This is a genomic window from Pseudofrankia inefficax (assembly GCF_000166135.1).
GTDB lineage: Bacteria > Actinomycetota > Actinomycetes > Frankiales > Frankiaceae > Pseudofrankia > Pseudofrankia inefficax.
This window is the reverse complement of sequence record NC_014666.1, coordinates 7,437,261-7,458,151: the sequence shown is the minus strand read 5'-3', so window position 1 is coordinate 7,458,151 and position 20,891 is coordinate 7,437,261. Positions and strand designations below refer to the sequence as shown.

The following is a 20,891-nucleotide window of genomic DNA, read 5'->3' as shown; positions in this document are numbered from 1 at the left end:
CCGGCGCGACACGGCGGCCGGTGGTGGCCGCCGCCCGTTCCGGGGTCTACCGTCCGGAACGTGAAGCCCCGGCGCTGCTCCCGCTCGGCCTGTTCCGCGGTCGCGGTCGCCACGCTCACCTATGCCTACGCGGAGTCCACCGCGGTGCTCGGGCCGCTGTCGCCGTACGTCGAGCCTCACTCGTACGACCTGTGCGGGCCGCACGCCGACCGGCTGACCGTCCCGCGCGGCTGGGCGGTCGTGCGCCTCGACCCGGAGCCTCCGCGCAACCCGGCCACCGACGACCTGGAAGCGCTGGCCGACGTCGTCCGAGAGGTCGCGCGCCCCGCGCCGCTGCCCGGTGACGCGCCCGGCTACGGGCCGGTCCAGAGCTACGGCCCCGTCCCGGGCCACGGGCCGGTCGTCGGCGCGGGTCAGGAACCTCCGCGCGACGATCCCGGTGGCCGCCGAGGCCACCTGCGCGCGGTTCCCACATCCTGACCTGGTGGGACCGGGCTGACCTGGGGCGACCGGGCTGACCTGGTGCGACCGAGCTGACCTGGTGCGACCGAGCTGACCTGGGGCGAGCGAGCCCCGGCTCCCGGGCCCTCGGAGATCCTCCCGCCCGGCGTGGTGGATAGGGTCACTGCGACGCCGAGACCGCGCGACACGCGCTGACCATGTCGCCCGGCGGGCGTCGACCGGATCCGCGTCCATGGGACTGTTGTTCCGTGTGACTGTGGAGACGAGCCGGGCGGTGACAGCCGCCGCCGATACGGGGTGCGGAAGGTGGAGGGCAATGGGGCTTGACCTCGCCCGGATCTTCAAGGCGTATGACGTGCGCGGGGTCGTGCCGTCCGAGTTCGACGCGGACATCGCTCGCGCCACCGGCGCGGCGTTCGTCCGGCTGTTGGACGCCAAGGAGATCGTGATCGCGCACGACATGCGCGAGTCGTCCGGTCCGCTGTCCGCGGCGTTCGCCGAGGGCGCCACGAGCCAGGGCGCCGACGTCGTGCTCGCCGGGCTCGGGTCGACGGACCTGCTGTACTTCGCCGCCGGCTCGCTGAACCTGCCGGGCGCGATGTTCACCGCGTCGCACAACCCGGCCAAGTACAACGGCATCAAGATGTGCCGCGCCGGCGCCGCGCCCATCGGGCAGGAGACCGGTCTGGCCGAGATCCGCGACATGGTCGCGACCGGGGTCCCCGCGTACACCGGAACGCCCGGCTCGGTCCGCGAGGTGGACCTGCTGGAGGCCTACGTCGCCCACCTGCGCACGCTGGTCGACCTGTCCGGCATCCGGCCGCTGAAGGTCGTGGTCGACGCCGGCAACGGCATGGGCGGCTACACCGTGCCGGCGGCCCTCGCCGGCCTGCCGCTCGACGTCGTCCCGCTCTACTTCGAGCTGGACGGCAGCTTCCCGAACCACGAGGCGAACCCGATCGAGCCGGAGAACCTGCGCGACCTGCAGAAGGCCGTCCGCGACAGCGGCGCCGACATCGGCCTCGCCTTCGACGGCGACGCCGACCGCTGCTTCGTCGTCGACGAGCGCGGCGAGCTGGTCACCCCATCCACCATCACCGCGCTGGTCGCGGAGCGGGAGCTCGCCCGCGAGCCTGGCGGGACCATCATCCACAACGTGATCGTCAGCAAGGCGGTCCCGGAGCTGGTCCGCAAGCTCGGCGCCGTCCCGGTGCGCACCCGCGTCGGGCACTCGTTCATCAAGGGTGAGATGGCCCGGACGGGCGCCATCTTCGGCGGCGAGCACTCGGGCCACTTCTACTTCCGGGACTTCTGGCGGGCCGACTCGGGGATGCTCGCGGCCCTGCACGTCCTCGCCGCGCTCGGCGGCCAGGCCGGCCCGCTCTCGGCCCTGCTCGACGGCTACGCTCCGTACGCCGTGTCCGGGGAGATCAACTCGGAGGTCGCCGACGCGGCCGCGTCGATGAAGGCCATCGAGGCCGAGTACGCGCACAAGGCCACCGATATCGACCACCTGGACGGCCTGACCATCTCGCTCGCGGACGGCTCGTGGTTCAACCTGCGGCCGTCCAACACCGAACCGCTGCTGCGCCTCAACGTCGAGGCGGGGGATGATGACACCATGAGCCGGCTGAGGGACGAGGTCCTGGCCAGCATCCGTGGTGGAAGGGACTGAAGCGCACAATGAGCCTCGATCCGCTGCTTTTGGAGATCCTCGCCTGCCCGTGTCCGCAGCACGCCCCGCTGCGTCAGGACACGCTGGCCGGCGCCCCGGTCCTCGTCTGCACCGCCTGCAACCTGGCGTTCCCGGTGCGCGACGACATTCCGGTGATGCTGCTCGACGAAGCGAGTCCGTTCCCGGAGGCCGCCGCCCCGGCGACGTCCTGAGCGATGAGTGGGGCCGGGCTGGCGGCCCCACTCCGCGGCCGGGCCGATCGTGCCCTTCCAGCCGGTTCACCGGGTCGGGCGGGTGTGAGGGCGGTTGACTAGCACGGTGTACGTCGACGAAAGCGTCCTGGACGACCCGGCGCGACTGGCCGTGGCCGACCCCGGGGACCTGCTGCGGGAGCTCGCGACCGGCGGCCGGCAGATCCGGGAGACTTGGCGCCTCGCCGAGGAGGCCGGAGCGGCCCAGCTCGGTGCCGACGGGCGGCCCCGGGCCGTCCTGGTCGTCGGCACCGGGGCCGCCGCCGGCGCGGCCGACGTGCTCGTCGCCGCGGCCGGCGCCGTCAGCCCCGTCCCGGTCATCGGCCATCACGATCATGGACTGCCCGGCTGGGTAGGCGTGGCCGACGTCGTTCTCGCCGTCTCCGGCTCTGGACGTTCGCCGCTGACCCTGACCGCGGTCGAGGACGCGGCTCGCCGCGGCTGCCGCATCCTCGCCGTCGGCCCGCCCGACACCCCCTTGCACTACCTGGCCGACCGGGCCAGGGCGCCCTTCGTCAAGATCGATGGCACCCGGCCGGAGCGGGCCAGCCTGTGGGCGCTGGCCACCCCGCTGCTGGCCGTGGGCGCAGCGCTGGGGGTCTGCCGGGACGCCGCCGCCGGCGTCGAGGCGGCCGCGGCCCGGCTGGAGGAGATCGCCGGGCGCAGCCGGCCGTCCAGCGAGTCGTTCGTCAACCCGGCGAAGCTGCTCGCCTTGGAGCTGGCCGGCACCCTTCCGATCATCTGGGGCACCTCGCAGGCGACCTCGGCGGCGGCCAGCCGGGCGGCCACCCAGCTCGCCGTCACGGCGAAGTACCCGGTGCTGCACGGCGGCCTGCCGCACCCGGGGATCTACCAGATCGCCGCCTTCGACGGCGTCTTCGGCGCCCGCGCCGCGGCGGCCGACGCCGGGAACGACGAGCTCGACGAGTTCTTCCGGGACCGGGTCGACGACGAGATGACCACCCGGCTGCGGCTGATCCTGCTGCGCGACCCGGGGCACGAGCATCCGGACGTGACCCGCCGCGCGGAGGCGGTCGTCCGGGTCGCCGCCGAGCGCGGGGTCGGGGTCACCGAGCTGTCCGCGACGGGCAGCCACCCGGTCGAGCGGATGGCCTCCCTGGTCGGCCTGCTGGACTACGCGTCGGTCTACCTGGCGATGCTGATCGGCATCGACCCGAGCCTCGAACCAGCCATCCACGACCTCGACCGCGTCCGCTGACGCTGCGGACGCGGGGCCCCCGCAGCGCGCACGCCGCCACCGTCGTTCAGTGATCGCCGTTCTGGCCCTCTGGTGGTCGTGAGTACTTTCTGGTCACGACCAGTCGAGGGCCAAAACGGCGATCAACAGCGGCCAGGTGATGCCGGATCGGCCGCGCTAGTGGCCGTTGCCGTTGCCATTTCCGTCGCCCTGGCCTGGGAGGCGCGGGCCCGTGGTGTCGCCCCCCTGGCCAGGTGTCAGCGGGGTGACGGTGACCGTGCCTGGCTGGCCTGACGGGGCGGTAATCGGCTGGCCGGTCAGCGGGTCGATCAGCACGCCAGGGGACGGCGGCGGCGCCGCCGCGCCGTCGGTCTGGAAGCCGCCCTTCGTGCCCTGAGCGACCGTCGGGTCGGCCTTGGGCAACGGCTCCACCGGTGTGCCCTGTAGCGCCGGCTTCAACGTCCGGCTGAAGATCAGAGCCGGCAGACCGCCGCCGAAGACCTCAGGCCAGGTCTTCCCGTCCGCCTTGAGGCCGGCGAGGTTGTACTTCGAGCCACGGGGGTCGCCGAGCGCGACCGCGGCGGCCATCTGCGGGGTGAAGCCGACGAACCAGGCACTGGAGTAGTTGTCGTTGGTCCCGGTCTTGCCGGCGGCGGGGCGCCCGATGTTCGCGTTCGGGGAACCGGTGCCGTTGGTGATGACTCCGGCCAGCACGCTCGCGACCGTGTCCGCGATCCCCTCGGAGATGGCCTGCTTGCACTCGGGCTTCGGCGCGATGTCGACGTTCTCCTTGGAGGAGTCGGTCGCCGAGGTCACGAACCGCGGTGTGCAGTACTTCCCACCGGAGGCGAAGACCGCGTAGGCGCTGGCCATGTCGAGCGGCGCGATCTGCGTGTTCTGGCTGAGCGTCAGTCCACCGAAGGTCGGGCCGAGTTCCACCTTCCCATTGGCGTCCGTCGGCGCGTCGCTCTGCGGGATCCCGAGGCGTCGCGCCATGGCCCAGACATTCGTCACGCCGACCTTGGCCTCGAGCTGGATGTAGTACGTGTTGACCGACTGCCAGGTGCCGTCCCGCATGTCGAAGGCGCCGGACTCCGAGTCCGCGGAGTTGGAATAGCCGTCCGGGCACTTCTTGTCGTCCGTCGTGATGGGAAAGATGCTCTTGATCTCAGGCCACGTGTCGGCGTTCAGGCAGCTCGGCGAGTAGAAACCCGTGGACAGGCCGTAGCCCTGCTCGAGCGCCGTGGCCATGGTGAACGCCTTGAAGGCCGAGCCAGGCTCGAACCCTCCGGTACTGGGCGCGAAGGCGGGAAGGTTGATCTTGGTCTGGTTCTGGCTGGTGTCGGCGCCGAAGTTCCGGTTCTCGGCCATCGCCAGGATGTTTCCGGTGCCGGGTTGGACGACCACGATGGGCGCGACGGCCCGGCTGTCCCGCCCGATCGTCGTGTCGACGGCGTTCTGCGCCGCCTCCTGCGCCTTCATGTCGAGGGTCGTGTGGATCTGCAGGCCACCCTCGTACAGCCTCCGCTGCCGCTCTTCCTTGGTGGAACCGAGCGCCGGGTCGCTGGACAGCTCGGTTCGGACGTAGTCACAGAAGAAGGGCGCGATGGAATTGCTGCAGGAGTCGAGCGTGGTGCCTTCCGTGGTGTTCAGCGTGATCGGCAGCTGCTTGGCCCCGGTGGCCTGGGTCGCCGAGATGTACTTCGACGTCACCATGTGGTCGAGGACCTCGTTGCGCCGCGTGGTGGCCGCCGCCTTGTTGGTGGTCGGGTCGTAGCGCGACGGGCTCTGCACCAGACCGGCGAGCAGCGCGGCCTGGCCCAGGGTCAGGTCCTTCACGTTCACGTTGAAGTAGTGCTCCGCCGCGGTGCCGACACCGTAGGCGCCGTCGCCGAAGTAGGCGATGTTGAGGTAGCGGGTGAGAATCTCGTCCTTGGGGAGGATCTTCTCGAGGGCCGACGCGTAGCGCAGCTCCTGGATCTTGCGGCCGACCGACGGGTCCGTCGCGGCCTTCCGTTCGGCCGGGGTGGTCGCGTTCTGCAGCAGCACGTTCTTCACGTACTGCTGGGTCAGGGTCGAACCGCCCTGCTGGACGTCGCCGGCCTGGCTGTTACGCAGGGCGGCGCGCAGGACGCCCTTCGGGTCGAAGCCGCCGTGCTCGTAGAACCGGGCGTCCTCGATCGCGACGATCGCCTGGCGCATCACCGTGGGGATCTGGTTCCCCTCCACGACGACGCGGTTCTCGGCGCCGTGCAGCGTGGCGACGACGGTGCCGTTGGAGGCGAGGATCTGCGAGTTCTGCGGCAGTGGTGGGGTCGCCAGTACCGAGGGCAGGTCCAGGTAGTGGTCGGCGGACGCCTTGGCGAACAGGCCCAGCCCGGAGACGAGTGGCAGGGCGAGCAGCGCCACCACCAGCGCGATGGCCAGCGAGATGATCGCGGCCCGGCCACCGAACGCGCGCACGGGGCTGCTCGGGGGCGGCGTCGAAGCCGGCGCGAGCGGGAGGTCGAGCACCGAGCGTCCGCCACCCTCGTCTCTGCCGTGCCGCGTGTCCGCGGTGTCACGGTCCTTGACCGCGGCGCCCCCGCCGCGGCCGAGGCGGCCGCCTTGGCCGCCCGCGTGCCTACCGGCGGGGATCGAGCCGTCGGCGCGACGTGCCGACCGACTGGATCCCGCCACCGATGTCTGCGTGTCCCGTCCGGCAGCCGTGGCCGTCACCCCCAGCGCGAGAGTCCGTGACGTCGGCCCGGCCAGTCGGGACGGGGACGTGTCCGGTGGACCTGTCAAGCATGCGTGAGCTGCCGGAAGGTCGCCCGGCGGCGTCCGGCGGCGGCGCCCGGACTGTGTGCCGCCGCCCCGGTACTGCCCGCGCGCTCGGTCGTCGCGGGCATGGACAACCGTACCGGATGCGCCTATGGCTGGACGGGACGGTGTCAGGGCAGGTCGAGGAGGCGTCGGGCCTTCTGCGCCTCGAAGTCCAGGGCGGCGACCGGGGGGTGCGGGGCGATCCGGCGGGTCAGCTCACCCAGCCGGCGCACGTCGGCGGCGACCGCCGGCTCGGCGAGCACCCGTACCGCGAAGGCCAGGTCGCTCGGGCTGATCTGGTAGCGGCGCTCCAGCTCGTCCGCGTACGCGGCCGCGACCAGCTCGCGCTCGCCGTACTCCCGATGGCCACCGGCCGAGCGGGCCGGCGCCACCAGCCCGAGCGACTCCCGGTAGCGCAGCATCCGCGGCGTCGTCTCCAGGACGGCGGCGGCCCGCGCGATCGGCAGCCGCTGCTCCGGGCGCAGCCGGACCTTCGCCCGCAGCCGCTCCAGCACCTCGCGCACGAACCGTTCCTCCCGCACCTGGGCCTCGGCGTACGCGCGCCGCGCGGTCGGCAGCCAGGTGGCGGCCCGGCCGGAGAGGTCGCGACCGTCGGCGCTGCTCTGGCCGGTGCCGTTGGCGGGGTTGCCGGCGGTCGCGGGGCCCGGTCTGCGAGCGATCACGAGGCGAAGCGTAGCCCGGGGTGCCTTGGTTGGCACTTAATCTTACATCTCTCTGTCAGCTTCGTTGACACTCCGCGTTCGTCGGCCGATGGTCGAGACGGTGAACCTGACCATTTCTCGGGCCGCTTCGCGGGCCGTTGCCCCGGCGCTCGCAGGGAGGATCTGAACGTGACCATCGCCGCGTCAGCCCCGGTGCCCCAGGGCGCCCTGCCCAAGCACGACGTCGCCGACCTGTCGCTGGCCGATCAGGGCGTGGCCCGGATCGAGTGGGCCGACCGGGCAATGCCGGTGCTGCGCCAGGTGCGGGCCCGGTTCGCCAGGGAGCGGCCGTTCGCGGGCAGCCGGATCGCCGCGTGCCTGCACGTCACGACCGAGACGGCGAACCTGATGCGCGCCCTCGTGGCCGGCGGCGCCGAGGTGGTGCTCTGCGCGTCGAACCCGCTGTCCACCCAGGACGACACGGCCGCCGCGCTGGTCGCGGAGTACGGGGTCTCGACGTTCGCGCGCAACGGCATCGACCGGGACGGGTACTACGCCCACATCGACGCCGCGCTCGACACGGCCCCGCACTACGTCTTCGACGACGGCTGCGACCTGGTGAACACGCTGCACACGGCCCGGACGGACGTGCTGGACGGTGTGCTGGCCGGCTGCGAGGAGACCACCACCGGGGTGATCCGGCTGCGGCGGATGGCCGCCGAGGACGCGCTGCGCTTCCCGGTCGTCGCCGTGAACGACACCGACACCAAGCACATGTTCGACAACCGGTACGGCACCGGCCAGTCGACCCTTGACGCGATCTTCCGGGCGACGAACACGCTGCTCGCGGGCAAGACCGTCGTCGTCGCCGGCTACGGCTACTGCGGTCGCGGTGTCGCGTCGCGGTCCAAGGGGATGGGGGCCAACGTCGTCGTCACCGAGATCGACCCGACGAAGGCACTGGACGCGGCGATGGACGGGTTCCGGGTGCTGCCGATGGCGAAGGCGGCCGCCGTGGGGGACGTCTTCATCACCGTGACCGGCAACCGGGACGTGATCCGGCCGGAGCACGTCGAGCTGATGCGGGACGGCGCGATCCTCGCGAACTCCGGGCACTTCGACGTGGAGATCGACGTCCTGGGCCTGGCCGCGCTCGCGGTCGAGGGGCCGCGGCGGGTGCGCCCGAGCACCGACGAGTACGTCCTGGCCGACGGGCGGCGGGTGCTGCTGCTCGCCGAGGGCCGGCTGGTCAACCTCGGCGCGGCGGAGGGGCACCCGGCGGCGGTGATGGACATGTCGTTCGCCGATCAGGCGCTGACCGCCGAGTGGCTGGTGCACACGGCCCGGTCGCTGGAGCCGGGCGTCCACGACGTGCCGGCGGAGATCGACAAGCAGGTGGCGAGCCTCAAGATCGAGACGATGGGCCTTGAGATCGACACGCTCACCTCGACCCAGCAGGACTACCTGAACTCCTGGCGGCACGGGTCCTGACCCCGATACCTGACACTGCCCTGTCAGATCTCCGCCGGACCGCTCACGTCACCCCGGCCCGTTCTGACATCGTTGTGTCAGGCCGTGCCTCGAAGCGAGGCGAAGCGGCGCGGACGCCGGTCAGCGGGCGGAACCGGGCGGCATCGTCGGGCCGATCGGGATCGGGATCGATCCACCGGGACCGTAGCCGGGAATCGGCGGGGGAGGGCCGGGCCGCTGCGCCAGCAGGTGCGCCGGGTAGTACTCCAGCGGGATACCCGGGATCTCGCCCGGTCCGTAGTGCGCCCGGGAGATCGCGCGCAGGCGCTGGTAGGAGCGCCGGGTCCGTTCGGCCAGCACGGCCGACAGGTACGCCCAGCCGGGTGTGCCCGGCGGTGGCGCCGGGGTGACGACGGCCCGGACCTGGGCGACCAGGTCGGCGCCGATCCGTTCCCTGGCCTCCGGGGACAGCTCGTGCACCCGGCCGAGGAAGCCGCGCACGGTGCCGGTCAGCTCGTCGTCGAGCCCGGTGAGGTCCAGCCGGGTCACCCAGCCGGCGAGCGGGCCCGCCACCGTCGGCACCGCGCCGAGCAGCGCCGGCACCGACTCGTGCACCACGACGGTGCCCGCGAACAGGTCGCCCAGCCGCTTGGCCCGACCGGAGAACAGCATCGCCAGCACGGCTGGCAGCCCGACGAAGACGCCAGGACGTTCGACGACGGCGCCGATGAGCCCGCGGGTGAACGCGTGCCGGAACCGGACCGGGCCGCCATCGTCGCGGACCACCCGTAGCTTCATCACCATCTTCCCGATGGTGCGGCCGCGCAGGAAGGTCTCGCAGACCACCGGATAGCCGAGCATCGTCGTCACGTAGACGACCAGCACGGTCGCCGCGGCCAGCGCGTCGTCCTTCGGGTTCACCACGAGCAGCGCCGTCACCAGCGCCCCGTACAGCACGAAGAGCTGGATGAGCAGATCGAGCAGGCCGGCAACCATCCGGGAGCCCAGCCGGGCCGGCCGCAGGTCGATCGCGACGGCCTCGCCGGTGACGACCCGGCTCACAGGGTCACCGCCTCGGTGACGGGCACGAGATCGCCGGCCAGTTCGGCGTCGAGATCGCCGGTGTCGCCGGTCGCCGCGGCGCGGGAGCCGTAGAGCCAGACGTAGCCGACGAACAGCGACCAGGCGAGGGCGCCGATCCCGATCCGGACCGCGGTCGGCAGGCCAGACGGGGTGACGAAGGCCTCGATCACCCCGGAGACGGCCAGCGCGACGGCGAGCCCGAGCGCTATCGACAGCGCTGCCCGGCCCTCGGTGGCCAGCGACTCGACGCGTCGTCGGCCGCCGGGAGAGATGATCGACCAGCCGAGCTTCAGCCCGACGGCGCCGGCGGTGAAGACGACCGTCAGCTCCAGCAGGCCGTGCGGCAGGATCAGCGAGAAGAACTCGCCGCCGTGACCACAGCTGGACATGTAGCCGCCGTCGACTCCGATGTTGATCGCGTTGTTGAGCAGGACGAACAGGGTGGGCAGGCCCAGCGCCACGCCGGACGCGATCGCCTCCGCCGAGACCCAGGCGTTGTTCGTCCAGACCTGGCCGGCGAACGAGCTCGCCGGGTTCTCGCTGTAGTACGCCTTGAAGTCGTGCTGGCAGAGCGCGGCCACGTCGCTCGGTGGGACCAGGTTCTCCCGGGCGTTCGTGTCGTGTGTGATCCACAGAGCGCAGGCCAGCGCGAGCAGCACGGATCCGACCGTCGTCCCGATCACCCACCATCGGCGGACGTAGACCGCCGAAGGGAAGGTGGCGACGAAGTACCGGCCGACGCTCCGCCAGCTGGTCTCGGCGCCGCCGGTCACGGCGGCCCGGGCCCGGATCACGAGTGACGACAGGTCGTCGACCATGGCCTGGTCGTGGGACCGGCCGCGGACCACCGAAAGCTGGGTGGCGACACGCTGGTAGAGCTCGACCAGCTCGTCGAGCTCCGAACGCGACATCTTGCGCGGCCGGTTCGCCTTGTCGACGAGGTGGCTGAGCCGGAACCACTCCGGTCGATGGACGGCTACATACGCGTCCAGATCCATGGCACCGCCCGAGTCTCCAGGGCCATCCGCGGCCGTGGCGGAAATACTGTCAGACCGCCCAACCCGGTGGGAGAGGCCGTCGGCCAGGCGACCGATCGGGCGGGCCACGGGGTTCGGCTCGTAGCCGGTGTCAGGCGGGTGTGGCCCCCGCCAATCGGGTGAAGACGAGCGTGGCGACGGCGGGAAGCCGCAGGTCCAGGGTGCCGTCGCCGTCCGCGGTGACGACGAAGTTCCCGGTGGTTGGGGCGTCCGCGCGACCGTTGTAGGCCGGATCGTCCGTACTGAGCCGCAGGCGCCACGGCGCGCCGGTCAGTGCCGGATGCCGCAACAGGTAGCTCGGGAACGGCTGGTTGTTCAGGCTGCAGACGACGAGCATCTCCTCGACCGTGGCCCTGGCCGGGCCACCGCCAGTCGGGCCACCGCCAGTCGGGCCACCGCCGGCCTGGTCGTCGTCGGTCGGGTCGGACCAGCGCCGGAACGCGATCACCCGGCCGCCGTCGTTGGTGTGCAGGACCTCCAGGTTGCGGCTTTTCGCGGCGGGAGAACCGAGGCGAAGGCCGATCAGGTCGCGGTGGGCTGCGAACAGCCCGGCGCCTGGCCCGGCCCGCAGCCCGTAGAGGTCCTCCTTGTTCTCGGTGAAGTGGTTGTACGTGTACGCCTTCTGCGCTCCGACCTCGTCGCCCATCAGGAACATCGGCGTCCCGGCCGTGAGCAGGCTGAGCGCGGTGACGCAGCGCATGCGCGCCTCGGCATACCAACGGGTCTCGCCGACCAGCGGCGCGTTGTTCACCGCGATCAGGATGTTGCGCTCGGAATGCTCGGCGTTGCCGGCCTCGTCGTGGCTTTCCGGATAGACCACGGTCCGGTTCGCCGAGCCGGCGAGCGCGCCGGCGAACAGCCCCATCGCGAGCGGTCCGTCGAGGTCCCTGCCCGCGGTGTCGAGCAGCCGGGCGTACTCGGGTCCCTCGTCCTTGTCGCCGATCAGGTGGTGGTAGAAGTCGACGTACCAGCGGGCGTCGAAACCGAGGCCACCGGTCTGCGCGGGCTCGGTCACCTGGTCCCAGCCGGAATGGTCCTCCGCGATCAGGATGATGTCCGGCGCCATCGTCCGCAGGGTCTGGCACAGCTCGCGCAGGAACTTGCGACCGGCGACGTTCGCCGCGCCCACCGGGCTGCCGTCCGCGTGCAGCGCGTTGTACAGGTGGATGGACGTCGTCTGGTCCAGCCGGAAACCGTCGACGTGGAACTCCTCGACCAGCGCGGCCGCCCCCGCGACGAACAGCGCGCGCACCTGCTCCTCGCGATAGCGCGGTGCCCAGCCGGAGGACAGGTTGTCGACGTAGCCGCCGTCCGGGAACGCGGCATGGTCGGCGTCGCTGCCCTCATACCAGTAGTAGGAGTTGCGGCTGGGCGTCGTCGTGTCGTACATCCATTCGGCCCGCTCGGCGTCCTGGGTGAAGTGGTTGAAGACCAGGTCGACGAGGACGGCGATACCGCGCCGGTGGCAGGCGCGGACGAACGTGGCCAGCCCGGCCCGCCCGCCGGCGCTCTTCTCCACGGCGAGGAAATGCGACGTGCCGTACCCCCACGACCGCGATCCCGAGAACTCCAGGATCGGCAGCAGCTCCACCGCGTTCACGCCCAGGTCGGCGAGATAGTCGACGAACGCGACCGCGTCCGCGAACGTGCCCGCCTTCGGGTCGCCCGACGGGTCGTCCGTCTCCGCGGTTTCGCCGAAGCCGAGCGCGCCGACGTGCAGCTCGTAGATGACCAGATCCTCGACGCGGCGCGGCAGCGGATGGGCCGGGTCGAGCTCGTCGGCCCAGAAATCCGCCGCACCTGTCCCGAACGCCGCCGCCGGGCTCGCGTCGACGACCACCGAGCAGCTGACGGTACCGTCCAGGCCCGCGACGTCGCCGTCGTAGTGGGCGCCGTCCGGGTTGACGTCCCCGCCGCCGCTCTGCTGGCGCGAGTAGGGGTCCGTGCGCCAGGCGACCGAGCCGTCCTCGCGGGTGACCCGGTAGAGGTAATAGCCGCCCACCTGGTCGGCGAAGCCGTCGGCGCCGGCCGTCCAGATTCCGTCCGGGCCCAGGCTCAGCGGGAGCCGGGCCCGCGTCGTGGCCTCGCCGTAGCCGTCGTCCGCGAGGTAGCCACTCGGCCCGCCGAACGCGACCTCGACCGACTGGGCGTTCGGCGCCCAGACCCGGAACACGATTCCGCCGGTGCCGTCCGGAACGGCGCCGAGGAAATGGTGGCTGGTGAGGCTGAACGTCGCGTCGACCGTGGCCGGCCCGGCCGGATCGAGCGCGAGCAGCCGCACCTGGTCGGTGTCGGTCGGGTCCGCGACTTCACCGGGGATTCCCCAGAACTGCGACCCGTCTTCGCCCAGCAGCCATACGCCCCAGCGACAGGTGAAAGGTATGGACGCGTCGAGGGCCACCGTCGCGCGGAAGGCGGGAGCGCCGTCCGGGCCGGTGGTCTCGGTCATCGGTACGGACGTCCAGTTGGTGCTCGGGTACCCGCTGGCGTCCCAGCTGCCGGTGAGCAGCGCGCCGGTCGCGATCCGCCGCGTCACCCCGGTCCGGTATTCGAAGACGACCTGGGTCATCCGGCGGCCACGGTCCGCGTCGGATTTGTGGCTCATGGCATTCAATGTAGATAGTCGTGCCCTGCCGGCTCCTGGGGGCCGGTTCAGGGCCGGTAGAAGGGACGTCAGGAGGACGCCGTGTACTACGAGACTTCGGTGCGGATCGCCGCCACCGCGGACCAGGTATGGGCCGTGCTGCGGGACGTCGAACGCTGGCCGGAATGGACGCCGACGGTCAGCCGGGTGGACCGGGTGGAATCCGCGCCGGAGTACGTGCCCGGCGCGGACGGACCGGCCGGCGAGCTCACCAAGGGTGATGTCGTCAGCATCAAGCAGCCGAGAATGCCGACGCTGAGCTGGACCGTCCTCGACTGGTCCCCGGGCGGTTTCTTCTCCTGGTCGGCCAGCAGCGGTGGCGTGACGACGGTCGCCGAGCACCGCATCGACAGGGCGGACGATCTCGGCGTGACGGTGACCCTCAGCGTCCGCCAGTCCGGCCCGCTGGCGCCTGTGGTCGGGTTGCTCACCGGCCGGCAGACCCGCCAGTACGTCGACACCGAGGCCCAGGGGCTCAAGCGCCGCTGCGAACGGTGATCTCTCCGCCTGGGCGCTCCACACGGAGGCGCCTCAGAGCCGGCCGAGCGACTTCAGCGTCAGGTAGGCGTCGGTGACGGCGGGGGCGTAACCGGCCGGGCCGGCGTCGACGACCTCGACGCCGCGCCCGCGCAGTTCCTCGGTGAGCTGGCGTCGCCGTAGCAGGGTCTGCTCGGCCGCCGCCGCCGCGTACACCGCGCGGACATCGCCGCGGCCGGCGGCGAGCTCGGCCAGCCGTGGGTCGCGCAGCGCGGCGACCAGGACGGTGTGCCGGCTGGTCAGCGCCGGCAGCGCCGGCAGCAGCGACTCCTCGACCACCGCCGGCACCAGCTCGGTGAAGATCACTACCAGGGAGCGCCGACGCGCCGTGCGCAGCACGGTCGAGACCAGGCCGTCGTGGTCGGTCTCGACGAGCGCTGGCTCCAGCGTCGCCATGGCCTCGCTCATCCGGGTCAGCACGTTCGCCTCGGCCGAGTCGGGCAGCACCAGCCGGGCCTCGCTGTCGTGCGCGACCAGGCCGACCCGGTCGCCGGCCCGCAACGCGACGGCGGCGAGCAGCAGCGCGGCGTCCAGCGCGTGGTCGAGCCTCGGCACGCCGCCCAGCCCGGGCCCGCCGTCCGGCGACAGCGCGCCGACCCGGCCGGCCGAGGTGCGGGCCGTGTCGAGGACGCAGATCACCCGGCGGTCCCGCTCCGGCCGGAAGGTCCGCACGACGACGGCCCCCCGCCGGGCGGTGCCACGCCAGTCGATCGCGCGGACGTCGTCGCCGATCACGTAGTCGCGCAGGCTGTCGAACTCGGAGCCGGCGCCGCCGCCCCGGATCGCCACCTGGCCCTCGACCTCGCGCAGCCGCGCCAGCGCCGCCGGCAGGTGCCGCCGGGAGTGGAACGGCGGCAGCACCCGAACGCGCCACGGCACGTGATGACGGCCTTGCCGCCCGGCCAGCCCCAGCGGGCCGAGCGACCGGATGGTGATCCGGTACGGCTCCCGGTCGCCCCGCCGGCTCGGGTACAGCGTGGACTCCAGGAACCGCCGCTCACCGGCGGGCACGGTGACCTTGTGGACGGCCGGGCGGGCGCCGGCCGACGGCGGCCAGCCGTCCCGGATCCGCAGCCGCGCGGTCCGCTCGCCCTTGTTGCCGACCGTCAGCACCAGCGGAACCGGCTGGCCGAGCCGCGCGCCCCGCGGCCCGCTGCGGGTCAGCTCCAGTGGCCGGACCGAGCCGGCCAGCGCGACATCCACCGCCACCAGCACGACGACCAGCAGGTTGACCCCCAGCAGCACCAGCCAGGGAGCCGGTGCGAGCGCGACCGCCAGCGCGCCCAGGAACGCGCAGCCGACCGCCCGTCCGGTGATCGCCATCCGAGGTCAGCGGGGGACGGGCACGGTCGCGAGTACCTGCTCGAGCACCCGGTCGCCGGTCACGCCGTCGAGCTCAGCCTCGGGGCGCAGGCTGATCCGGTGCCGCAGGGTCGCGCGGGCGAGTGCCTTCACGTCGTCCGGGGTCGCGTAGCCCCGGCCGGACAGCCAGGCCCAGGCCTTGGAGGTCGCGAGCAGCGCCGTCGCGCCACGCGGTGAGACCCCGAGCAGCACCGACGGCTGGCTGCGCGTCGCGCGGGCCACGTCGACGATGTAGGCGAGCACCTCCGGCCTGACCTGCACGGCCCTGGCCCCGGCGCGGGCCACCGCTAGCTCGGTCGGCCCGGCGACGGCGCTGACCCCGGCGGCGTCCAGATCGGACGGGTCGAAGCCGGCCGCGTGGTGGGCGAGCACCTTGATCTCGTCGTCCCGGGGCGGCATCGGCAGCGTCACCTTCACCAGGAACCGGTCGAGCTGGGCCTCGGGCAGCGGGTAGGTGCCCTCGTGCTCCACGGGGTTCTGGGTGGCCAGCACCGCGAACGGGCTGGGCAGCGGGCGGGGGGTGCCGTCGATGCTGACCTGCCGCTCCTCCATGACCTCCAGCAGCGCGGCCTGGGTCTTCGGGGGCGTCCGGTTGATCTCGTCCGCGAGCAGCAGGTTCGTGAAGACCGGGCCCGGGCGGAACCCGAACTCGCCGGTCTTGGTGTCGTAGAACAGCGAGCCGGTCACGTCGCCGGGCATGAGGTCGGGGGTGAACTGCAGCCGCTTCGTGTCCAGCGTGAGCGCCCGGGCCAGGGTGCGCACGAGCAGTGTCTTGGCGACGCCGGGGACGCCCTCGAGCAGCGCGTGGCCGCGGCAGAGCAGCGCCACGACGAGGCCGCTGACCGCGGCGTCCTGGCCGATGACGGCCTTGCCGACCTCGGTGCGCAACCGGATCAGGGCCGCCCGCGCCGCCTCCTGCTCGGCCGCCGTGGGCGTCCCCGGTGGCGGGGCCGGCGCGGCCGGGGGTGGCGGGTAGTACGCGGGGGCCTGGTAGGCCGGCGGTGGCGCGGCCGCGGGCGGCGGTGGCGCGACCGGCGGGGTGGGCGTCGGTCCCCACTGCGCGGGAGCGACGGCCTGCGGACCGGTCGGGTGCGACGCGACGGGCGGCGCGACCGGGCTGAGCGGCGCGCGCAGCGTCTCCGATCCGGCGTCCTCGGAAGAGGGGAGAGCGCCGGGAACGGGGGCACCGGGGTACGGAGTTGTCACCTTCCACCAACCTGTCGTTCGAGGTCGTCGAGTGCCTCCGCGAGCCGAAGCAACGCGGCGTCGTCCAGCTCCGGCGGCTCGGGGGCCACAGCCAGCGGCCCGCCCGAGACTCCGGGGCCCGGAAATGGGGCCGAGCCACCGGGGCCCAGGAGCGGGGCGGCTGGGCCGCCCGAACCGTACAGGAGCGTCCAGACAGTCATCGCCGGTCGGCCGGTCCGTTCGGCGACAGAGGCGACGAGCGTGCCCGGGTCCGGTCCGGTGATCTCGGTGACCACACCGCCGGCCCGCACGGTGCCGACCGCGCCGCGCTCGCCGTGCGGCGCCACACCCATCCGGTCGGCCAGCCGGGCCCGCAGGCCGGCGCGCAGTGCCTCGGCGGCCAGGTCACGGGCACGGGCCGCCGCGTACAGCCGGCCGCGGCCCTCGGTCGTCTCGGCGGCCCGGACCACCACCGGCAGCGGCTCCGGGACCGGTGGCCCGAGCCGTCGCCCGCGCCACAGCGCCAGCAGGACCAGCCCGATCAGCAACTGTAGGCAGGTCAGCCAGAACCCGGGCCCCAGCAGGTGCACCGCGCCCTTGCCGTCGACCGGGTCCGAGCTGGCCCGCCGCTGGATCACCCATTCCAGGTCCGGGTGGCGGACGAGCAGGCCGAGCGCGAGCGCCGCGTTGCCGTCCTGGTCGAGGTGGCGGTTGGTGAGAAACGCCGAGCCACCCAGCAGGACGAAGCGGCCCTGGCCCCCCGCCGGCCGCGCCACCACCAGGGCCGCGGCCCGCTCGGTCGGCCGGTAACAGAAGGTGGCCGTCGCCGCCGTGTCGCCGGTCAGCCGGCCGTAGAAGGTCGACGGCGAGATGGTCGCGGTACCGGCGGCGGTCGCCTCGGCCAGCGGGCAGCCGGGGGGCAGCGGGCCGATCGTGGCGCCCGCGTCGACGGTGCGTACCGGCAGCCGCAGCGCGTCCAGAACGGTCGTGTCCGGCTCGACGAGGACCACATCGGCCCCGCCGGCGACCCAGTCGGACAGCCGGCTGAGGGTCGGGCCGCTGAGCCGGCCGGGGTGAACGATCACGAAGGTCCGCTCGGGGCTCGTCCCGACCGGGCCGGTCGACTGGTCCAGCGCGGTCGCGACGTCGTCGCCGGCGCGGACCGTGACGCCTCGATGGCCGAGGATCTGGGCCAGCGCCATCGTCCCGTTGGGCCTCGGCGACGTGGTGTCCAGCGACGTGTCCCCGTCGGACGAGCCGCCGATGAAGGCCGCGATCACGCCGTAGACGACGGCCAGCGCGGCGAACACCGCCAGCACGCGGACCAGCCGTCGGCGCGACGCCGGCCGCGGCGCGGTGGGCTGGAAGGTCGAGCCCGCGGGGGTCGCCAGGCCGGGCTCCGGCGCGAGATCGGCCGGGGCGGTCACGCCGGCACCGCCTGGGTCGGATCCGGCTGCCGGTCGCCGCCGCGCAGTGACGTGAGCGCCTCGTCGGCGCGGACCACGGCCTGGTAGCCGGTGGCGTCGGCCGGCCTGCCGCCGTACCAGACGTCGTTGAACACCGTGACGGCGAGGCGCAGCTCGTCCTGCCCGGTCACGCCGACGGCGGCCACCTCGGTGACGAGCTCGCCGGCGGTCCGGCTGGGCCTCGGGTCGAGCACGCCCTTCTCCTCGAGCATCCGCACGATCGCGCGCAGCCGGGACCGCACCGCCTCGGCGTACCGGCCCGCCTGGGCCAGGCGTTCCGCCTCGGCGCGCAACGCCTTGGCCGACAGCAGGCTCGCGAGGTCGGTGTCCGGCGCCTTCGAGCGGGCCGACCGGCGGATCGGGCCGAGCCACAGCCGCAGCACCACCAGGAGCGCGACCACGACGAGCACACCGGCGAGCAGGCCGAGTCCGGTGTAGTCGCCGGAGCCCTGCGTGTGAATGAAGATCTTGCTGAGCAGGTGGTCGATCCAGTCGACCACCCGGTGCAGCCAGCCAGGCTGGTGCGGGTGCTGGCGTCCGTAGATGCCGCGGGACAGTTCCCGGCGGGCCTCGTCCTGGGCGCCCGGTCGGGTGACCGGGCCGCCGTACGGCGCGGGCATCAGGACCACCGTCCAGGCGGCGGGTCTGGCGCCCAGCCCGCGGGCGGGCCAGGTGGTCCGGGCGGGCCGGTCGGGCCGGCGGGTGGGCGTGGGCCGGGCGACGGGGTGGCGGGCGTCAGGGCGAACGCGGGGGTCGCCAGCAGCACCGTCACCGGCGCGCCCGCGGGCCCTCCGTTACCCGTCGCCGCGGCCCTGGCCAGGGTGACGTCGAGGGCTTCGCGCCGGATTCGACGGTCCAGATAAAGGATCGCGATCACACCGGACAGCACCGGAGTGACCACCATGGTGATCAACAAGCCGGCGAAGGCCTGGACCACCAGGCCGCCGGTGGTCGGCACCCCGTCCGAGTTCGTCAGCGAGCCGAACGACGTGAACAGGCTGACGGGCACCGAGATGACCAATACCAGCGTCCCGGCGACCAGCGCGCCGAGACCGAGGACGCCGAGCGTGCGCCACCAGGCCCCGCGCATCAGCGACCGCGAGCGGCGCAGTGCCTGCAGGACGGTTCCGCCCTCCAGCGCGTAGACCGGCGTGGCCAGGCAGTACGTGACCCCGAGCCAGAGGGACAGCGCACCCAGCGTGACCAGGCCACCCAGCGTCACGGCGGCCATCACCATCGTGATCACGAGGAGTCCGGGGACTCGGGGCGCGACCTGCCGGGCCGCGGCGCCGACCGTGATCCGCCGTCCCAGGCTGGCCTCGGCGACGACGATCGCGAGTACCCCGGCCAGCAGCACGACCAGCATCAGCCGCAGGCCGCCGAGCACGGCCTGCAGCAGCGCGTAGAACCAGAAGGGCCGGTCCCGCGCGGCCAGCCCGACGAGCGAGAAGACGAGCTGGAGGACCGCGCTGGTCGCGAACGCGAGACCAAGCGTCGCGCCCGGGTTGGTCCGCAGTGTCACGAACGCGCCGTCGAGGATCTCGCTCACGCTCAGGGGGCGCAACGGCACGGCGGCGGTCGGTGGGGCCAGCCGGGTGGACGGTGACGGGAGATCCGCGACTCGCGCCGGGGCCTCGTCGGACCCTGGTGCCGCCCAGCTGGCCGGCCCCGGGCCCGCCCCGGGTGTCGCCACCGCGGGCGGGGGTGCGTACGGCCATGGAGACGGGTCGGTGACCGGCCCTCCAACGGCCATGCGCACTCCTTCGTCCGGAAGATCCGGTACATCCTCGCAGAGCCGGCGTCGATGGGACCGGCGGCCGTCGGATGGCCGACGTCCGGCTCGCGGCCTTTGTCTACGGGTCTGTTGTCCACAGGCCCGCGACTGTCCACAGGCCGTCGCTCCCGCTGGCCTCGCCGTCTGGTTCGGGCTCATCCTGCCCGAGTGACCGGATCCTTCACCGCGCGGGCGCCTCGCGCACCCCGTCAGCCCGGGCCAGGCCCACTGCCGGCCCAGCTGGTAGCCGGGGGGCCTCGCCCGGTGCCGGCCGAGGCTCAGGGCCGCCCGCCCTCGCCGCTGGGCCGGCAGATCCGTGGCGCGTTGGCGGCGCTGGGTGACCTGGTGCTGCCGCGGGCCTGCGCGGCCTGCGGGCGCGGTGCTGTCGCGGTGTGCGCGCAGTGCGGCGCGGCGCTGTCCGGTCCCCCGATCCTCGTCGCCCCGGGCCCCGAGGCCACCCCGGGGCGGCGAGGTCTGCCGCCCTGCGCGGCGGCGGCCCGCTACGCCGGGCCGGCCGGTTCGCTCGTGATCGCCTACAAGGAGCGCGGCCGGCTTGACGTCGCCCGCACGCTCGGCGCCGCCCTGGCGCGGGCCGTGCTCGCCGTGCGCGCCGCGCCGCGTTCTCGGGCGCTCCTGCTGGTACCGGTGCCGGCGAGCGCGGCGGCACGACGGCGACGCGGCTTCGACCATGTAGGCCGGCTCGCCACGATCGCGGCCGGTCTGACCCGCGCGGCGGGCACGCCGACCTGGGTCGCGCCACTGCTGCGGCCGGCCCGCCGGACGGCCGACCAGGCCGGCCTCGGCGCGCTCGAGCGGGCCGCGAACGTCGCCGGCGCGTTCGCGGCCCGGCCGGCGGCCGCCCGCGTCGGCGATCCGGCCTTCGGCGACCTTGAGATCGTCGTCGTGGACGACGTGCTGACGACCGGCGCGACGGCCGCGGACGCCGTGCGGGCGCTACGCCTGGCGCGGGTGCGGGTAGGCGCGGTGGCCACGGTCGCCGCGGTGCTCGGACCGGCCGGCGCATCTGCGGCACGCCCACGTGTCCGATTGCCCACCAAGGGGGTACCGGAAGGGTGACACTAGATGGCCTACCGGGGTCCGGGGTGGACCAAACGGCCGTCGAGGCGCTCCTGACCGGGCAATGCGGCGGAAGGGACACATCGCGACATACGGGAGTGAAAGTCGGGGTAGTAGGGGCCGAGACCACGCGGGACGACGGGCGAACGCCTTCTCCCGGTCTCGGCGCGGCAGCAGGCTGGCCATACGGCCAACCAGGGAGA

17 protein-coding genes are annotated in these 20,891 nt (G+C 73.3%); 7 read left to right on the top strand and 10 right to left on the bottom strand.

Annotated elements, in window-relative coordinates:
* Positions 1–60 precede the first annotated feature (60 nt).
* The 4 genes from FRAEUI1C_RS30120 (at position 61) to FRAEUI1C_RS30105 (ending at position 3,607) form a co-directional block, all read left to right on the top strand.
* Positions 61–480 carry a DUF3499 domain-containing protein gene (locus FRAEUI1C_RS30120; RefSeq protein WP_013427164.1) on the top strand — a complete coding sequence of 140 codons (420 nt, stop codon included), beginning with the start codon at positions 61–63 and terminating at the stop codon, positions 478–480.
* A 298-nt stretch (positions 481–778) separates the two neighbouring features.
* The gene (locus FRAEUI1C_RS30115) at positions 779–2,137 is read left to right on the top strand and encodes a phosphomannomutase/phosphoglucomutase (RefSeq protein ID WP_013427163.1); all 1,359 of its coding nucleotides are present in this window, start codon (positions 779–781) and stop codon (positions 2,135–2,137) included.
* An 8-nt stretch (positions 2,138–2,145) separates the two neighbouring features.
* Complete coding sequence (locus FRAEUI1C_RS30110; RefSeq protein ID WP_013427162.1) at positions 2,146–2,349, top strand: Trm112 family protein; 204 nt, start codon at positions 2,146–2,148, stop codon at positions 2,347–2,349.
* 106 nt (positions 2,350–2,455) lie between these two features.
* Entirely contained in the window at positions 2,456–3,607 is a 1,152-nt protein-coding gene (locus FRAEUI1C_RS30105; RefSeq protein WP_013427161.1) for an SIS domain-containing protein, read from the top strand.
* A gap of 156 nt (positions 3,608–3,763) precedes the next feature.
* Here the strand turns inward: FRAEUI1C_RS30105 and FRAEUI1C_RS30100 are convergent, their stop codons facing one another.
* Both FRAEUI1C_RS30100 and FRAEUI1C_RS30095 read right to left on the bottom strand, forming a co-directional pair.
* On the bottom strand, positions 3,764–6,100 hold the full coding sequence (locus FRAEUI1C_RS30100; protein WP_013427160.1) for a transglycosylase domain-containing protein: 2,337 nt from the start codon (positions 6,098–6,100) through the stop codon (positions 3,764–3,766).
* A 419-nt stretch (positions 6,101–6,519) separates the two neighbouring features.
* Positions 6,520–7,074, bottom strand: a complete 555-nt coding sequence (locus FRAEUI1C_RS30095; protein WP_232425178.1) for a MerR family transcriptional regulator — start codon at positions 7,072–7,074, stop codon at positions 6,520–6,522.
* 168 nt (positions 7,075–7,242) lie between these two features.
* Here FRAEUI1C_RS30095 and ahcY point away from each other — a divergent pair, with 168 nt between their 5' ends.
* Positions 7,243–8,544, top strand: a complete 1,302-nt coding sequence (gene ahcY / locus FRAEUI1C_RS30090; protein WP_013427158.1) for an adenosylhomocysteinase — start codon at positions 7,243–7,245, stop codon at positions 8,542–8,544.
* Positions 8,545–8,664: 120 nt separating this feature from the next.
* Here the strand turns inward: ahcY and FRAEUI1C_RS30085 are convergent, their stop codons facing one another.
* The 3 genes from FRAEUI1C_RS30085 to FRAEUI1C_RS30075 form a co-directional block, all read right to left on the bottom strand.
* A complete protein-coding gene (locus FRAEUI1C_RS30085; protein ID WP_013427157.1) occupies positions 8,665–9,585 on the bottom strand; it encodes an RDD family protein in 921 nt (306 codons plus the stop codon).
* Positions 9,582–10,604 carry a stage II sporulation protein M gene (locus FRAEUI1C_RS30080; RefSeq protein WP_013427156.1) on the bottom strand — a complete coding sequence of 341 codons (1,023 nt, stop codon included), beginning with the start codon at positions 10,602–10,604 and terminating at the stop codon, positions 9,582–9,584. The genes FRAEUI1C_RS30085 and FRAEUI1C_RS30080 overlap by 4 nt, the downstream gene beginning before the upstream one ends.
* A 130-nt stretch (positions 10,605–10,734) precedes the next feature.
* Positions 10,735–13,248, bottom strand: coding sequence for an alpha-amylase family glycosyl hydrolase (locus FRAEUI1C_RS30075; RefSeq protein ID WP_013427155.1), 2,514 nt, complete (start codon positions 13,246–13,248; stop codon positions 10,735–10,737).
* An 81-nt stretch (positions 13,249–13,329) separates the two neighbouring features.
* Here FRAEUI1C_RS30075 and FRAEUI1C_RS30070 point away from each other — a divergent pair, with 81 nt between their 5' ends.
* Positions 13,330–13,785, top strand: coding sequence for an SRPBCC family protein (locus FRAEUI1C_RS30070; RefSeq protein WP_013427154.1), 456 nt, complete (start codon positions 13,330–13,332; stop codon positions 13,783–13,785).
* A 33-nt stretch (positions 13,786–13,818) separates the two neighbouring features.
* Here the strand turns inward: FRAEUI1C_RS30070 and FRAEUI1C_RS30065 are convergent, their stop codons facing one another.
* From FRAEUI1C_RS30065 to FRAEUI1C_RS30045, 5 genes are read right to left on the bottom strand one after another with little or no spacing between them, the layout of a single operon-like run.
* A complete protein-coding gene (locus FRAEUI1C_RS30065) occupies positions 13,819–15,147 on the bottom strand; it encodes a DUF58 domain-containing protein (protein ID WP_013427153.1) in 1,329 nt (442 codons plus the stop codon).
* A gap of 6 nt (positions 15,148–15,153) precedes the next feature.
* Positions 15,154–16,392: an AAA family ATPase gene (locus FRAEUI1C_RS30060; protein WP_013427152.1), complete on the bottom strand. Its 1,239-nt coding sequence runs from the start codon at positions 16,390–16,392 to the stop codon at positions 15,154–15,156.
* Positions 16,389–17,798, bottom strand: coding sequence for a DUF4350 domain-containing protein (locus FRAEUI1C_RS30055; RefSeq protein WP_013427151.1), 1,410 nt, complete (start codon positions 17,796–17,798; stop codon positions 16,389–16,391). The genes FRAEUI1C_RS30060 and FRAEUI1C_RS30055 overlap by 4 nt, the downstream gene beginning before the upstream one ends.
* Positions 17,795–18,457 (bottom strand): DUF4129 domain-containing protein, encoded by a 663-nt coding sequence (locus tag FRAEUI1C_RS30050; protein ID WP_013427150.1) that lies wholly within the window; start codon positions 18,455–18,457, stop codon positions 17,795–17,797. Before FRAEUI1C_RS30050 ends, FRAEUI1C_RS30055 begins: the two co-directional genes overlap by 4 nt.
* Positions 18,457–19,590 (bottom strand): hypothetical protein, encoded by a 1,134-nt coding sequence (locus FRAEUI1C_RS30045; RefSeq protein ID WP_013427149.1) that lies wholly within the window; start codon positions 19,588–19,590, stop codon positions 18,457–18,459. The genes FRAEUI1C_RS30050 and FRAEUI1C_RS30045 overlap by 1 nt, the downstream gene beginning before the upstream one ends.
* A 189-nt stretch (positions 19,591–19,779) precedes the next feature.
* On the opposite strand from FRAEUI1C_RS30045, the gene FRAEUI1C_RS30040 reads away from it, so the two are divergent.
* Entirely contained in the window at positions 19,780–20,688 is a 909-nt protein-coding gene (locus FRAEUI1C_RS30040; protein WP_198318656.1) for a ComF family protein, read from the top strand.
* Positions 20,689–20,891: the final 203 nt, after the last annotated feature.